The organism is Bacillus sp. LH1, from assembly GCF_057924895.1.
In genome coordinates this window covers 747,501-760,674 of sequence record NZ_CM175007.1, presented here as the reverse complement: position 1 = coordinate 760,674, position 13,174 = coordinate 747,501, and the positions used below count along the sequence as shown (strand labels likewise).

Sequence of the window (13,174 nt, the reverse complement as noted above, 5' to 3'; positions counted from 1 at the left end):
AATCAACCGCCTCCTACGAAAGTTACAATCTCAATTTGGTCTCCATCAAAAACAGATGTATCTGTATGATCATCTTTTTGTAAAATATCTTTATTACGCTCTACTACAACAATTCTGTTATCTAGCTCTAAATGTGTAAGTAGCTCAGCTACTGTTTTTACACTCGCTGGCACTTCAATTTGGTTACCATTAATTTTTAAATTCAAACTTCCATCCCCTTTCTAAACTCTTCTAGAAAGCAATGAATCTAGCAAATGATTCTATTGCTTTCCTTCTATTAAATCAGCCATATATTGGCCAGAAATAGGACTTAATAAAATACCGTTTCGATAATGGCCCGTGCAAGTATATAAACCTTTTATTTCTTCATGCTCTCCCATATAAGGAGCTTCATGATTCGATTGTGGTCTTAATCCTGCCCACGTGCTTTCCCATTCTGCTTCTTTTAAAGCTGGCAATATTGTATAAGCACGCTCTAATATAGAAGTTATACTTTCTGGCTGCACAGTTTTATTGAACGTATGTGGCTTCATTGTTGCCCCAATTACGTAACGTCCACCGCGCTTTGGAGTAATGTAAAATCTTTCTTGAAAAATAGGTGCTTTTAAAAGTTGTTTTCTACTTCTTACCGCAACCACTTCTCCTTTAACTGGATATGTACCCCAATCGCGGTGAAAATAACTGAGTAACTTCGTGCTCCATGAACCTCCTGCAATAACGACTTTCTCACATGTGACAATACCTTCACTTGTAATAACTCCAGTCACTTTATTATTTTCAATACGGATATCAAATACTTCTGTCTGTTCATATATATCAGCACCGGAAATCGCTGCAGAATGTGCGAATGCTTTCGTAAGCTCTGGTGCAATAACATGACCGTCTTTCGGATAATATACTGCTCCTATAATAGATTCGGATAGATATGGCTCTTTTTCCCGCACATGGTCTCCCGTTAGAAAATAAGAATCTTCACCTGTTTTCTGCTGCCAATCCATAATGTGAAGAATTCTTTCCTTCTCATCTTCATTTTGAGCAATACGATAAATTCCTTTTTCTTCATATCCAATATCAACACCCGTCTTTTCACGTAAAACTGCTGCAAGTTGTGGAAATATAGCTCGGCTTTCTCTAGCAAGTTCAAATAGCGGATCATACGCATCCCATTCTGCCTGAACACCAAGTAAACCAGCAGCTGCTTTTGAAGCTTCCGATGCAATACTTTGCTTCTCCACAATCGCTACTTTATGTCCTCTTTCTGCTAGAAAATGTGCAACTGAACTACCAATTACACCACCACCAATAATCGCTACATCATACTTCTCACACATGTTTTTCCGCCCACTTTCTTATTGATTCCTTATAAGATTTCGCTTTGCTATACGGGTTACTACTACTTACAATTCCAGACATAACTGCTATACCGCTTACACCGTTAGTAAGAACATCCACTGTGTTTTCTGGGGTAATTCCTCCAATTGCTGTAATCGGTATAGATAAACACCTTGCAATGTCTGAAATTTCTTCAAGCCCTCTCGCTGGCACACCTTTTTTACAATCTGTCGGAAATACATGGCCATAAACGAGTGAATCCGCTCCATTTTTAAAAGCTACTATTGCTTCATCTAGCGAATGCACAGAATAACCGACATGCAAATACGAAAACTTTTCTTTCACTGACTTTACATCTGTACTTCGATATCCTAGTTGAACACGAGGAATATTTAATAAAATTGCAATATCAATTCGATCGTTTATGACAATTTTAGAAGCTGGAAAGCCCTCCATTAATAGACTTTCCACACCTTCATATAATTCCTTCGTACTCTTCTCACGCTCACGAATATGCAAATAATCAATCTCACTCTCAATTTGCATCGCTACATTCACTAACTCTTCGAATGGCATATGGCCATTTGAGATTACGTGGAGCTCATTTTTCATATTCATTCGCCTACTTTAAAATATTTTCGAATAATTCATCGGCTGGGACGGTTTCATTCGTCATTCCTTTGTCCTTCAGCCACTTATTTTGTTTCTCCCAAGATTCTTTTGAATCTGATAAGAATGGCTCATCTTTCGTTTCCATCTTCTCTAATAAAATTTTCATACTTTCCTTTTCAACTTCTGGCACAAGTGGGAAGTTTTCTTTTTCTTGATGATTTAATAAAATATTCAATGCTTCATCTGGGTTTTTCTTCATGAAATCATAGCCTTTTTTCGTACCACGTAAGAAAGCTTGCAACGCCTCTTTATCTTTTTTCAACGTTTTATCACCTGTTACAAACACAAGCTCATGATAGTTTGGTACTCCGTAATCAGCTGGATTAAAGTACGCTGGTTCATGGCCTTCATGACGCATAACAGGTACTTCATGGTTAATGTATGCCCCTGTTACCGCATCTACTTTCTTCGTAATTAATGCTGGTACTAAATCAAAGCCAACATCTACTACTTTCACTGTATTAGGATTACCACCAGCTTCTTTTACCATCGTTTTTAAATACATCTCACTTAATGGTGTTCCAGAGTATCCTACTGTTTTTCCTTCTAAATCTTTCGGTGATTGAATGCCCGCTGATTTCAGTGATACAACATGATTTAATGGTGAACGTACGACAGCCCCAATTGATTTCACTGGAATTTGCTCATTCGCTCTCGCCATAACAACATCTGGCTGATAATACAAGCCAACTGTCACCTTCCCTGCTGCTGCTAGCGTTAATGGATCAGTCGGATTAGAAGGGAATTTAATATTTACCTTTACACCTTCTTCTTTAAAGTATCCTTTTTCAATTGCTGCATAGATAAAGCTATGTACCGCATTTGGATACCAATCTAACATGACTGTTATTTCTTTCTCTTTTTTACTTTTGTCTGATGCTGAATTACTCGAACATCCTGCAATTATTGCAATTAATAATGTAAACACAAAGATGCGTTTTAAAAATTTCATGAATGCTTCCTCCAACTAATGAATTTCTTTTCTAATATGGAAATAATTACGACGAAGAAAATAGCTAATAATGATAACAATACAATAGGTGCAAATACGCCAGCTCCATCTAACTGCGTCATCATTCTCTTACTGAAATATCCAAGCCCAGCTTGTGCACCGAGCCATTCTCCAATTGCTGCTCCGATAACACTAAGCGGAACTGCAATTTTTAAAGCTGAGAAAAAATAAGGAAGAGCAGACGGCAACTTTAATTTAAGAAAAATATCTCTTTTTGTTGCTCCATATGTAACTAAGAGCTCCTCCCATTCTTTTTTCGTACTACGCAGTCCATCATACGTATTGACCGCAATTGGGAAAAACGTAATTAAAACTGTGACAACAACCTTACTCCAAATTGTATATCCAAACCATAAAACAAATAGCGGAGCAAGCGCAGTAATTGGAATCGTTTGTGAAGCAACTAATAATGGATAAAATGCTCTTTCCATCCATGTACTCGCATTCATTAACATCGCTAGCCCTACACCTAATACGATAGAGATAACAACACCTATTAAAACGACGTATAACGTTGCAGGTAAATGAACTGTAAATAATATGTCTTTTAGTTTCCATATCTTCATTACAATCGCAGACGGTGACGGTAAAATGTACATCTCATCTACAATTCTTGCTCCTATTTCCCACACAGCTAGTAAAATACTAGAAAGTGTAATAGCAGGAACTAATTCTTTCAATCGGTTCATCACACAAGTACCTGCCTTTGTAACATACTAAGAAGCTCATCTTTCAGCGCTAATACTTCCGGTTTATATAAATCTTTTCGTGTTCTGTTATGATCAAGCGGTACAGTCCGCTCAGTCAAAGTCGTTATCGGCTGCTGTTCCACTACTAAAACTCTGTTTGAAAGAAATAACGCTTCTTCAACATCATGAGTAATGAATAAAATTGTTTTTTCCCACTCTTGCCATTGTTCAAACAACCATTCTTGCAAAGAGGTCTTCGTTAAAGCATCCAACGCACTAAATGGTTCATCTAACAGCAATATCTCCCCGCCTGTTAATAAAGTTCGAATAAAAGATACACGTTGTCTCATCCCACCAGATAAATCTTTCGGATATTTTTGCTCATACCCTTGCAAACCAAATTTATGTAACAGTTCCTTTGCCTTTACTTCTGCTTCTTTCTTCTGTACACCTTGGCACTCTAGCGGCAGGGCAGCATTCTCAATAATTGTTCTCCACGGCAAAAGCATATCTTTTTGCGGCATATATCCTACAGGATGGTTCTTTGTTTCTGTCAGTTCTATCTGTCCAGTACTTACCTTTTCTAGACCTGTAATAAGGCGAAATAAAGTACTTTTTCCACATCCACTCGGTCCGATAATACTGACAAACTCTTTCTCATATATAGAAGCATTTAATTCATGGATGATTGGTTTCTCATCGTAATGAAAAGAAACATTATGAAACTGTAGTATGTTCTTGCTCCTCAAATCCCCACATCTCCTTACGATAGGACATATCCCAGAATAAATATTCAAATCGACTGGAATATAAGAAGATCTCCTCTAATCTTTCTAGTTCTTTCTCAGACTTTCCAACTGCCATTTCATTTAATAAATCTATTAACCAAATACAAAGATTACCGTATTCTTCCGAACTATATCCTTGAATCCACTCACCAAAAAACTCATGATCTCTTGCTCCAGGAATATCATTTAAACGCTTTCCAATTTCCCAATAGCTCCACATACATGGAAGAAGCGCTGCTATTAATTCCGCAAGTGTGCCATTTTGAGATACAGACATCATGTAATTTGTATAAGCTAAATTTTTAGCAGATGGTTTCGCAGACTCTATCTCCTCTATAGAAATTCCAAGTCTTTTTGCATATTGTTTATGGATTGTCATTTCGCCATTTAATATTCCATCAATTTGTTCAGCGAACTTTCCCATTACTTGTGGATTCGTTGCTTTTACAACACCAATCGCATATAACTTTGCATAATCTAGCAGATATAAATAATCTTGAATAATATAATACTGGAATTTATCTTTTTCTAACGTGCCATCTCCCATACCCACTACAAACGGATGATTATGACTCATCTCCCAAACCGGTTGCACAGTTTCTAATAATCTATCGCAAAATTTCATTTCTCTATCCCCTTTCAATATATGTATCTAAATAAAAAACCACTTCTATATATAAGAAGTGGTTACAGCAAATAAAGTTATACATTTATTCGATGTTCCACTTCCCTTCGCTAGTATTACCTAGATCAGGTGTTGTAAGGGTTAAGGATTATTCCTCTCTCAGCAAGTCAAGCACCCCTAGTGGTTTCAATATGAAATTTTCAAATAAAAAAGCCCCGTTTCTATACGCAAAGAAACGGGGACTCATTGTTAGTGTCCGAATTGCTTCCCTACGCTAGCATAATCTAGATCAGGTAATAAAAAGGATCAAAGGCTTACGGCCTACTCTCAGCTGGCAACACCAGCTCTCCTAGCAAACTATAAAATTATCACTGTCAGTATAACACCCTAATAAGACATCATCAACTTTTTTAATTTTCTTAATTGTCAACATAATATCAAAATTATACAATACATACATTCTATTTTAGAAAATAAAACCCCAATTAATTGTATAAAAAGGAATCATTATCCTCAAAAAATTTATTTTTATATTGATTTCATATTACATTTATGTGAATACCCCCACTATATTATATCTTTATACTATAATAAAATTACAACTATACAACTAGAGGAGGTCTCTATTCCATGAATATGAAAGCTACTGCTTTAACAGCAACTACTGTAGCGATTGCTTCTTTACTTCCTTCTATGGGTGAAACAAATGTACAAAAAGCAAACGCTGAACAATTATCTAATATTAAAACTGGGTATGTCAAAGTCGATCAAGTAGCATTACATACAGAAGATAACGTAAAAAGCACATCAATTGATACAATTCGCTTTAATACAAAAGTGAACATCATTGAAACAACTAATGGTTGGTATAAAGTATCTGTTCATAATAAAGTAGGTTATGTACAAAAAGATGCTATTTTACTAAAAAACAAACTTCAATCTAATGATCAATACATCGTTAATGCTAATGCATTAAACGTTCGCTCTGAACCTAATTTAGAATCTTCCATTTTAGATGTATTACCAAATGGTAAGTTTATTACCGTTCAAGAAGATCAAGGCGAATGGTATAAAATATCACATAATGGCCAAACAGGTTACGTACAAAAAGCATTCATCTCTAATGGTTCACAACCCTTAGTAAAAGGAATCACCGTTCAAAATAATACAAAATATACTGTTGCAACACCTAATCTAAATGTACGTAGCACAGCTAGTACAAGTAGCGCTCTACTCGGTTCATTACAAAACGGTACTCAAGTACAAGTAGTAGAAACTGTAGGTACTTGGTATAAAATTCGTTTTGGCACAGGATACGGATATGTAGCAAAACACTATGTAGTACAAAATCAACCACAAGCTAAAACAGATCAGCCTTCATCAATTCCAGCTGCTTTCAAATTCCCCGCTCAAGGAAGAATTAGCTCAACCTTTGATATACGCTGGGAACAAATGCATTATGGTATAGATATTGCCGCTCCAGGAAACGTCTCTATCCAAGCTGCTGCTGCAGGTAAAGTTGTGAAATCTTATTATTCAGCTAGCTATGGCAATGTTGTTTTCATTGCGCATCAAATCAATGGGAAATTATATACAACTGTTTATGCTCATATGAAGGATCGCACTGTACAAGCTGGTGATCAAGTACAGACTGGACAATTAATAGGTCATATGGGAAACACAGGTCATTCATACGGGCAACATCTTCATTTTGAATTACATAATGGAGAATGGAATTTTGAAAAAACAAATGCAGTAAATCCACTGCCATATTTAGTTAGGTAAATTGTATGCCACGCAATATACCTCTTATAATTGAATACGTAGCCTTTTTAGGTTTAATCTGTTGTTTAATCATTTACAATACAAACATTGTATTTTTATCTATTATTATTGCTTTTGTTGCATTAGAAATTATGATGGAATCATTTCAAGTGCAACTAAAACAAAAAATTGCCCATATTTATAATGCTATTTTTCTTTTGAGTGCTCTCATAACAAATATAATTAGTAATGGCTTTTATTTATCTACTGTATTTCCAGTATTCTTTATGGCTGTTTTATTATTTGTAGCTAGATATATTAATGTCCCTTATAACCAAAAACAAAAACAAGAACAAGAAGCTTAGAAAGAGGAGACACTGTGTACCAATCTTTCAAAGATGCTCCAATAAAATACATATTGCATTTGTATAAGAAAGCCAATACTTTTTTTGGTATACAAGGAAGTTATACTGCACAACTTCTCCTATATGGAATGTTGTTTCTTGTCTTAATCACTTTCTCCTTGTTTTACTAACAAAAAAGGATCTCACATAAACTGGAGATCCTTTTTAATTTATATTAATTTTTCATATCGAAAATATTGTTTATCCACAAGCATATTTTTCATAAATAAAGCTCAGATTATATTTTTTCTCTAAGCTCATTCGTTGTTCGTCATCGCACCAATAGAAAAGAATATCATGAATCGTTGCGTAACGCTTATTTTTAAGAAATAGCCTAAAAAATGATGGTAAACAATCATGTAATTGTATAAATATATAATTGCGTAGTGTTTCTTCTTTATATTCAATGCCCTTACAAATATACAGTAATTCTTCACAATAATATGCATGCTGTGGAACTTGTATCATTTCGAAAAATGGCACATAAGATAGTAGCTTTCCAATAAAATGACCATATCGATCCATTACTCCTATCGTCATATGCTCCATCATTTCTTTCATCACATATAAATAATCATCTACATGCGTTGTCTTTAATGGGTCTAAGCGATCGGAAATTTGAGATAATACAGCTCTTTGACATGCTAAAACTGCCTGACTAGGTCCATAATATGATAGGAAATCTGTACACTTACGATATTTCCGTAATAAATCATGTGTATACAAATCATATACAAAAGTATTACAATACATTGCTAAACTCATCATATCACTATTTAATTGCTCTTTTGATAATGATTTCGCTCTCTTGCACATATAAAAGAATGTAAATTCCAATACTTCTTTATGAGATAATAAATGTTTACAATCGGTTATACACTTCTCATTAAATTTAACTCTATCCCAAATTTCAATATCCCTATCTGTCAATTCACCTATACGATATTTAATAATTAAATAATTTAAAGCAACTGATTGCGTCAAAAGATCCCATGTTTCATATTCCAATGAAGTATGAACAAACTCAGCTAATCCTTGCGCTATCATAAAATCATTTGCCTCTTCATACCAACCAATCTCTTGGCATAAGCGAAGAATACGCACTAAAGTTGGAATTTCATCTTTATGAAACTGCGGTAATTTCTTTGCTTTATTCATGCCATATACGATAAATGCCGCTAAATTTTCTTCTTTATAAAATTCTTTCTCTTTCCATACTAATATAGTTCGTTCTTTCCCCTCACCTTTTGGGTGACAAGGTACAAGCAAAGAAAATAATTCAGCGAAATTATTTGGTTCTATATATGTATCTGTAACCAAATTCCAATTTGGATCGCCCTGTACAGCCTTCATATAATTCCCCTTCCCTTTTCATCTATGTAGGAAATATTAATTTATTATCGCACCACTAAAAATTAATATTGTTATATTCAAAATCTCTCATAATACTTATATCTATCAGTATATCATCTTTTCTCTTATTAAAAATTAAGAATAACAAATTTTAAAAAAATGTCGAAATTATTAACCACATACTTATTATATAATGTCTCAGATACATCACGCTAACATATTAGTTTAATCCATATATACTAGAATAATGTATCTGAAATTTATATATAATTTAGCTCTTTATGAGTGACCATTAAACTCTCGGTTAATGAAAGTTTCAATTTACTCTGTACGCTCTGAGATTTCGCTCAAGGCAAATCCAGCTTGATCATCTGCTGATTCCCTTATAGCTAAATCTCCTAGTGCTAACATGCCAATAAGTTGACCACTATCAACTACTGGTAATCGTCTAATTTGATGCTGTGCCATTAGCTCTGTAGCTTTTTCAATAGAATCATTTGGAGAAACTGAGATAATATTTGTTGTCATTACATTTGTAATCTTATTAGATCCAGGATGTTTTTCAGCAATCCCTCGAACGACTAAATCACGATCAGTAACAAGCCCAACAACTTGCTCATTTTCAACAACAGGAATTAATCCAATCGATTCTTCCTTCATTTTTACAGCTGCCTCATATACATTGTCTAGCGGTGTACAATGTACAATATGGGTACTCATTAAGTCTCTCACTCGTGTCATTATGATTTCCTCCTTTTTATACATACCATAGCTTTTCCAAAATTCCTTTATTTATTTCTGGAAAGTAACGTAATAAAAAGGATTAACAAAATAAAAAAGAGCCAGCATAATGCTGACTCTTTTTGGTATGACCCGTACGGGATTCGAACCCGTGTTACCGCCGTGAAAGGGCGGTGTCTTAACCACTTGACCAACGGGCCATGGCTCCGCAGGTAGGACTCGAACCTACGACCGATCGGTTAACAGCCGATAGCTCTACCACTGAGCTACTGCGGAATAATATATGGTGGGCCTAAATGGACTCGAACCATCGACCTCACGCTTATCAGGCGTGCGCTCTAACCAGCTGAGCTATAGGCCCATATACTTTACAGGGGCAGTAGGAATCGAACCCACACTGGAGGTTTTGGAGACCTCAGTTCTACCTTTAAACTATGCCCCTAAATGATGCCGGCTAGAGGACTTGAACCCCCAACCTACTGATTACAAGTCAGTTGCTCTACCAATTGAGCTAAGCCGGCATAAAAAAAATGGTGGCTCGGGACGGAATCGAACCGCCGACACGAGGATTTTCAGTCCTCTGCTCTACCGACTGAGCTACCGAGCCAACATAAATGGCGGTCCCGACCGGGGTCGAACCGGCGATCTCCTGCGTGACAGGCAGGCATGTTAACCACTACACCACGGGACCATTTGGTTGCGGGGACAGGATTTGAACCTGCGACCTTCGGGTTATGAGCCCGACGAGCTACCGTGCTGCTCCACCCCGCGACAATATAAAGTTTTAAAAATGGAGGAGGTAGAGGGATTCGAACCCCCGCGCGACTCTCGCCGCCTGTCGGTTTTCAAGACCGATCCCTTCAGCCGAACTTGGGTATACCTCCATGAAGGAAAAAATAAATATTTTATTATTATATGTCTAAGCCATTAAAGAAAAAATGGAGGAGGTAGAGGGATTCGAACCCCCGCGCGATTCTCACCGCCTGTCGGTTTTCAAGACCGATCCCTTCAGCCGAACTTGGGTATACCTCCGAGACATATATTAAATAAAGTGGAGCCTAGCGGGATCGAACCGCTGACCTCCTGCGTGCAAGGCAGGCGCTCTCCCAGCTGAGCTAAGGCCCCATGTTTTTTGGGAATATCGGGAAGACAGGATTTGAACCTGCGACCCCCTGGTCCCAAACCAGGTGCTCTACCAAGCTGAGCCACTTCCCGTTAATAAAAGCGCGCCCGAGAGGAGTCGAACCCCTAACCTCTTGATCCGTAGTCAAACGCTCTATCCAATTGAGCTACGGGCGCATATGGTGCCGAGGGCGGGGGTCGAACCCGCACGGTGGTCACCCACCGCAGGATTTTAAGTCCTGTGCGTCTGCCTGTTCCGCCACCCCGGCATGTCATATTGAAAATTGGAGCGGAAGACGGGATTCGAACCCGCGACCCCAACCTTGGCAAGGTTGTATTCTACCACTGAACTACTTCCGCAAGACATGTATGAGTTATTTTATTAAAAGTGCGGGTGAAGGGAGTCGAACCCCCACGCCAAAGGCGCTAGATCCTAAGTCTAGTGCGTCTGCCAATTCCGCCACACCCGCATATTTCATTAAAATGGTGAGCCATGAAGGACTCGAACCTTCGACCCTCTGATTAAAAGTCAGATGCTCTACCAACTGAGCTAATGGCTCTTAATGGCTGGGCTAGCTGGATTCGAACCAGCGCATGACGGAGTCAAAGTCCGTTGCCTTACCGCTTGGCTATAGCCCATTAATTAAGAATGGTGGAGGGGGGCAGATTCGAACTGCCGAACCCGAAGGAGCGGATTTACAGTCCGCCGCGTTTAGCCACTTCGCTACCCCTCCGACATATATGGTGGAGGATGACGGGATCGAACCGCCGACCCCCTGCTTGTAAGGCAGGTGCTCTCCCAGCTGAGCTAATCCTCCATTTTGCCTGGCAACGTCCTACTCTCACAGGGACAAGGTCCCAACTACCATCGGCGCTAGAGAGCTTAACTTCCGTGTTCGGTATGGGAACGGGTGTGACCTCTCTGCCATCATTACCAGACTGTATTCATTTAAGACAAGAATCATTTTAACTCATTTGACCTCGAAAGTCAACAAGTTTTTTATATTCTTTCAAAACTAGATAACATTTGCTACATATTATATGGTTAAGTCCTCGATCTATTAGTATTCGTCAGCTCCACATGTCACCATGCTTCCACCTCGAACCTATCAACCTGATCATCTTTCAGGGATCTTACTAGCTTACGCTATGGGAAATCTCATCTTGAGGGGGGCTTCATGCTTAGATGCTTTCAGCACTTATCCCTTCCGCACATAGCTACCCAGCTATGCCCTTGGCAGAACAACTGGTACACCAGCGGTGCGTCCATCCCGGTCCTCTCGTACTAAGGACAGCTCCTCTCAAATTTCCTACGCCCACGACGGATAGGGACCGAACTGTCTCACGACGTTCTGAACCCAGCTCGCGTACCGCTTTAATGGGCGAACAGCCCAACCCTTGGGACCGACTACAGCCCCAGGATGCGATGAGCCGACATCGAGGTGCCAAACCTCCCCGTCGATGTGGACTCTTGGGGGAGATAAGCCTGTTATCCCCGGGGTAGCTTTTATCCGTTGAGCGATGGCCCTTCCATGCGGAACCACCGGATCACTAAGCCCGACTTTCGTCCCTGCTCGACTTGTAGGTCTCGCAGTCAAGCTCCCTTATGCCTTTGCACTCTACGAATGATTTCCAACCATTCTGAGGGAACCTTTGGGCGCCTCCGTTACACTTTAGGAGGCGACCGCCCCAGTCAAACTGCCCACCTGACACTGTCTCCCGGGTCGATAAGACCCGTAGGTTAGAATTTCAATACAGTCAGGGCGGTATCCCACCAGCGCCTCCACCGAAGCTAGCGCTCCGGTTTCAATGGCTCCCGCCTATCCTGTACAAACTGTACCAAAATTCAATATCAGGCTACAGTAAAGCTCCACGGGGTCTTTCCGTCCTGTCGCGGGTAACCTGCATCTTCACAGGTACTATAATTTCACCGAGTCTCTGGTTGAGACAGTGCCCAAATCGTTACACCTTTCGTGCGGGTCGGAACTTACCCGACAAGGAATTTCGCTACCTTAGGACCGTTATAGTTACGGCCGCCGTTTACTGGGGCTTCAGTTCAGAGCTTCGCTTACGCTAACCCCTCTCCTTAACCTTCCAGCACCGGGCAGGTGTCACCCCCTATACTTCGCCTTACGGCTTCGCAGAGAGCTGTGTTTTTGCTAAACAGTCGCTTGGGCCTATTCACTGCGGCTTTCCGTTAAGAAAGCACCCCTTCTCCCGAAGTTACGGGGTCATTTTGCCGAGTTCCTTAACCAGAGTTCTCTCGCACACCTTAGGATTCTCTCCTCGCCTACCTGTGTCGGTTTGCGGTACAGGCACCTTTTATCTCGCTAGAAGCTTTTCTTGGCAGCGGGGAATCAAAGACTTCGCTCCATAAGGAGCTTCCCCATCACAGCTCAGCCTTTACGATAAGCGGATTTGCCTACTTATCAGCCTAACTGCTTGGACGTGCACAACCAATCGCACGCTTCTTCTATCCTTCTGCGTCCCTCCATTGCTCAAACGATAAAGAGGTGGTACAGGAATATCAACCTGTTGTCCATCGCCTACGCCTGTCGGCCTCGGCTTAGGTCCTGACTAACCCTGAGCGGACGAGCCTTCCTCAGGAAACCTTAGGCATTCGGTGGACGGGATTCTCACCCGTCTTTCGCTACTCATACCGGCATTCTCAC

11 protein-coding genes, 20 tRNA genes, 2 rRNA genes and 2 riboswitches (1 of these 35 running past the window's edge) are annotated in these 13,174 nt (G+C 39.5%); of the genes, 2 read left to right on the top strand and 31 right to left on the bottom strand.

Going from position 1 to position 13,174, the window contains the following annotated elements:
* Positions 1-2 precede the first annotated feature (2 nt).
* The 7 genes from thiS to tenA are packed head-to-tail and all read right to left on the bottom strand — an operon-like array spanning position 3 to position 5,118.
* Entirely contained in the window at positions 3-206 is a 204-nt protein-coding gene (thiS, locus tag ACX9TM_RS03905) for a sulfur carrier protein ThiS (protein WP_001049502.1), read from the bottom strand.
* Between the two features lie 54 nt (positions 207-260).
* On the bottom strand, positions 261-1,331 hold the full coding sequence (gene thiO, locus ACX9TM_RS03900; protein ID WP_065381829.1) for a glycine oxidase ThiO: 1,071 nt from the start codon (positions 1,329-1,331) through the stop codon (positions 261-263).
* Complete coding sequence (gene tenI / locus ACX9TM_RS03895) at positions 1,324-1,944, bottom strand: thiazole tautomerase TenI (protein WP_000787170.1); 621 nt, start codon at positions 1,942-1,944, stop codon at positions 1,324-1,326. Before tenI ends, thiO begins: the two co-directional genes overlap by 8 nt.
* Positions 1,945-1,954: 10 nt before the next feature.
* Positions 1,955-2,956 carry an ABC transporter substrate-binding protein gene (locus tag ACX9TM_RS03890; protein ID WP_065212398.1) on the bottom strand — a complete coding sequence of 334 codons (1,002 nt, stop codon included), beginning with the start codon at positions 2,954-2,956 and terminating at the stop codon, positions 1,955-1,957.
* Entirely contained in the window at positions 2,953-3,705 is a 753-nt protein-coding gene (locus ACX9TM_RS03885) for an ABC transporter permease (RefSeq protein WP_001080855.1), read from the bottom strand. Before ACX9TM_RS03885 ends, ACX9TM_RS03890 begins: the two co-directional genes overlap by 4 nt.
* Positions 3,705-4,454, bottom strand: a complete 750-nt coding sequence (locus ACX9TM_RS03880; protein ID WP_001256799.1) for an ABC transporter ATP-binding protein — start codon at positions 4,452-4,454, stop codon at positions 3,705-3,707. The genes ACX9TM_RS03885 and ACX9TM_RS03880 overlap by 1 nt, the downstream gene beginning before the upstream one ends.
* Positions 4,423-5,118, bottom strand: a complete 696-nt coding sequence (gene tenA, locus ACX9TM_RS03875; protein ID WP_000666827.1) for a thiaminase II — start codon at positions 5,116-5,118, stop codon at positions 4,423-4,425. Before tenA ends, ACX9TM_RS03880 begins: the two co-directional genes overlap by 32 nt.
* Before the next feature lie 85 nt (positions 5,119-5,203).
* A riboswitch (TPP riboswitch) is annotated at positions 5,204-5,307 on the bottom strand.
* 60 nt (positions 5,308-5,367) lie between these two features.
* A riboswitch (TPP riboswitch) is annotated at positions 5,368-5,479 on the bottom strand.
* A 269-nt stretch (positions 5,480-5,748) separates the two neighbouring features.
* Here tenA and ACX9TM_RS03870 point away from each other — a divergent pair.
* Both ACX9TM_RS03870 and ACX9TM_RS03865 read left to right on the top strand, forming a co-directional pair.
* Positions 5,749-6,903 carry an SH3 domain-containing protein gene (locus ACX9TM_RS03870; protein ID WP_001056030.1) on the top strand — a complete coding sequence of 385 codons (1,155 nt, stop codon included), beginning with the start codon at positions 5,749-5,751 and terminating at the stop codon, positions 6,901-6,903.
* Between the two features lie 5 nt (positions 6,904-6,908).
* Positions 6,909-7,247, top strand: coding sequence for a hypothetical protein (locus tag ACX9TM_RS03865; protein ID WP_001137824.1), 339 nt, complete (start codon positions 6,909-6,911; stop codon positions 7,245-7,247).
* Between the two features lie 240 nt (positions 7,248-7,487).
* Here ACX9TM_RS03865 and ACX9TM_RS03860 read toward each other — a convergent pair whose 3' ends face one another.
* The 24 genes from ACX9TM_RS03860 to ACX9TM_RS03745 form a co-directional block, all read right to left on the bottom strand.
* Positions 7,488-8,639 carry a DUF3965 domain-containing protein gene (locus ACX9TM_RS03860; RefSeq protein WP_000648912.1) on the bottom strand — a complete coding sequence of 384 codons (1,152 nt, stop codon included), beginning with the start codon at positions 8,637-8,639 and terminating at the stop codon, positions 7,488-7,490.
* 321 nt (positions 8,640-8,960) lie between these two features.
* Entirely contained in the window at positions 8,961-9,380 is a 420-nt protein-coding gene (locus ACX9TM_RS03855; protein ID WP_000199006.1) for a CBS domain-containing protein, read from the bottom strand.
* A 128-nt stretch (positions 9,381-9,508) separates the two neighbouring features.
* A tRNA-Glu gene (locus tag ACX9TM_RS03850) sits at positions 9,509-9,580 on the bottom strand.
* Between the two features lies 1 nt (position 9,581).
* Positions 9,582-9,656, bottom strand: a tRNA-Asn gene (locus ACX9TM_RS03845).
* 8 nt (positions 9,657-9,664) lie between these two features.
* A tRNA-Ile gene (locus tag ACX9TM_RS03840) sits at positions 9,665-9,741 on the bottom strand.
* A 10-nt stretch (positions 9,742-9,751) separates the two neighbouring features.
* Positions 9,752-9,822: transfer RNA gene (locus ACX9TM_RS03835), tRNA-Trp, on the bottom strand.
* Positions 9,823-9,828: 6 nt separating this feature from the next.
* Positions 9,829-9,901 (bottom strand) — tRNA-Thr (locus tag ACX9TM_RS03830).
* 10 nt (positions 9,902-9,911) lie between these two features.
* Positions 9,912-9,987, bottom strand: a tRNA-Phe gene (locus ACX9TM_RS03825).
* 8 nt (positions 9,988-9,995) lie between these two features.
* A tRNA-Asp gene (locus ACX9TM_RS03820) sits at positions 9,996-10,071 on the bottom strand.
* Positions 10,072-10,074: 3 nt separating this feature from the next.
* Positions 10,075-10,151: transfer RNA gene (locus tag ACX9TM_RS03815), tRNA-Met, on the bottom strand.
* 20 nt (positions 10,152-10,171) lie between these two features.
* Positions 10,172-10,264 (bottom strand) — tRNA-Ser (locus ACX9TM_RS03810).
* A 55-nt stretch (positions 10,265-10,319) separates the two neighbouring features.
* Positions 10,320-10,412, bottom strand: a tRNA-Ser gene (locus ACX9TM_RS03805).
* Between the two features lie 20 nt (positions 10,413-10,432).
* Positions 10,433-10,505 (bottom strand) — tRNA-Ala (locus tag ACX9TM_RS03800).
* 16 nt (positions 10,506-10,521) lie between these two features.
* Positions 10,522-10,595, bottom strand: a tRNA-Pro gene (locus ACX9TM_RS03795).
* A gap of 10 nt (positions 10,596-10,605) precedes the next feature.
* Positions 10,606-10,679, bottom strand: a tRNA-Arg gene (locus ACX9TM_RS03790).
* Between the two features lie 3 nt (positions 10,680-10,682).
* Positions 10,683-10,771: transfer RNA gene (locus tag ACX9TM_RS03785), tRNA-Leu, on the bottom strand.
* A 16-nt stretch (positions 10,772-10,787) separates the two neighbouring features.
* Positions 10,788-10,862, bottom strand: a tRNA-Gly gene (locus ACX9TM_RS03780).
* 29 nt (positions 10,863-10,891) lie between these two features.
* Positions 10,892-10,972, bottom strand: a tRNA-Leu gene (locus ACX9TM_RS03775).
* Between the two features lie 14 nt (positions 10,973-10,986).
* Positions 10,987-11,062, bottom strand: a tRNA-Lys gene (locus tag ACX9TM_RS03770).
* Positions 11,063-11,066: 4 nt separating this feature from the next.
* Positions 11,067-11,141 (bottom strand) — tRNA-Gln (locus ACX9TM_RS03765).
* An 11-nt stretch (positions 11,142-11,152) separates the two neighbouring features.
* Positions 11,153-11,236, bottom strand: a tRNA-Tyr gene (locus tag ACX9TM_RS03760).
* Positions 11,237-11,244: 8 nt separating this feature from the next.
* Positions 11,245-11,320, bottom strand: a tRNA-Val gene (locus ACX9TM_RS03755).
* A gap of 5 nt (positions 11,321-11,325) precedes the next feature.
* Positions 11,326-11,441: ribosomal RNA gene (gene rrf / locus ACX9TM_RS03750) — 5S ribosomal RNA — on the bottom strand.
* Between the two features lie 102 nt (positions 11,442-11,543).
* A 23S ribosomal RNA gene (locus ACX9TM_RS03745) occupies positions 11,544-13,174 on the bottom strand (it continues 1,291 nt past the right edge of the window).

What these genes read in the sequence shown, in the direction of transcription:
- thiO (WP_065381829.1), bottom strand. Translation starts at nt 1,331, where the DNA reads ATGTGTGAGAAGTATGATGTAGCGATTATTGGTGGTGGTGTAATTGGT.
- tenI (WP_000787170.1), bottom strand. Translation starts at nt 1,944, where the DNA reads ATGAAAAATGAGCTCCACGTAATCTCAAATGGCCATATGCCATTCGAA.
- ACX9TM_RS03890 (WP_065212398.1), bottom strand. Translation starts at nt 2,956, where the DNA reads ATGAAATTTTTAAAACGCATCTTTGTGTTTACATTATTAATTGCAATA.
- ACX9TM_RS03885 (WP_001080855.1), bottom strand. Translation starts at nt 3,705, where the DNA reads ATGAACCGATTGAAAGAATTAGTTCCTGCTATTACACTTTCTAGTATT.
- tenA (WP_000666827.1), bottom strand. Translation starts at nt 5,118, where the DNA reads ATGAAATTTTGCGATAGATTATTAGAAACTGTGCAACCGGTTTGGGAG.
- ACX9TM_RS03870 (WP_001056030.1), top strand. Translation starts at nt 5,749, where the DNA reads ATGAATATGAAAGCTACTGCTTTAACAGCAACTACTGTAGCGATTGCT.
- ACX9TM_RS03865 (WP_001137824.1), top strand. Translation starts at nt 6,909, where the DNA reads ATGCCACGCAATATACCTCTTATAATTGAATACGTAGCCTTTTTAGGT.
- ACX9TM_RS03860 (WP_000648912.1), bottom strand. Translation starts at nt 8,639, where the DNA reads ATGAAGGCTGTACAGGGCGATCCAAATTGGAATTTGGTTACAGATACA.
- ACX9TM_RS03855 (WP_000199006.1), bottom strand. Translation starts at nt 9,380, where the DNA reads ATGACACGAGTGAGAGACTTAATGAGTACCCATATTGTACATTGTACA.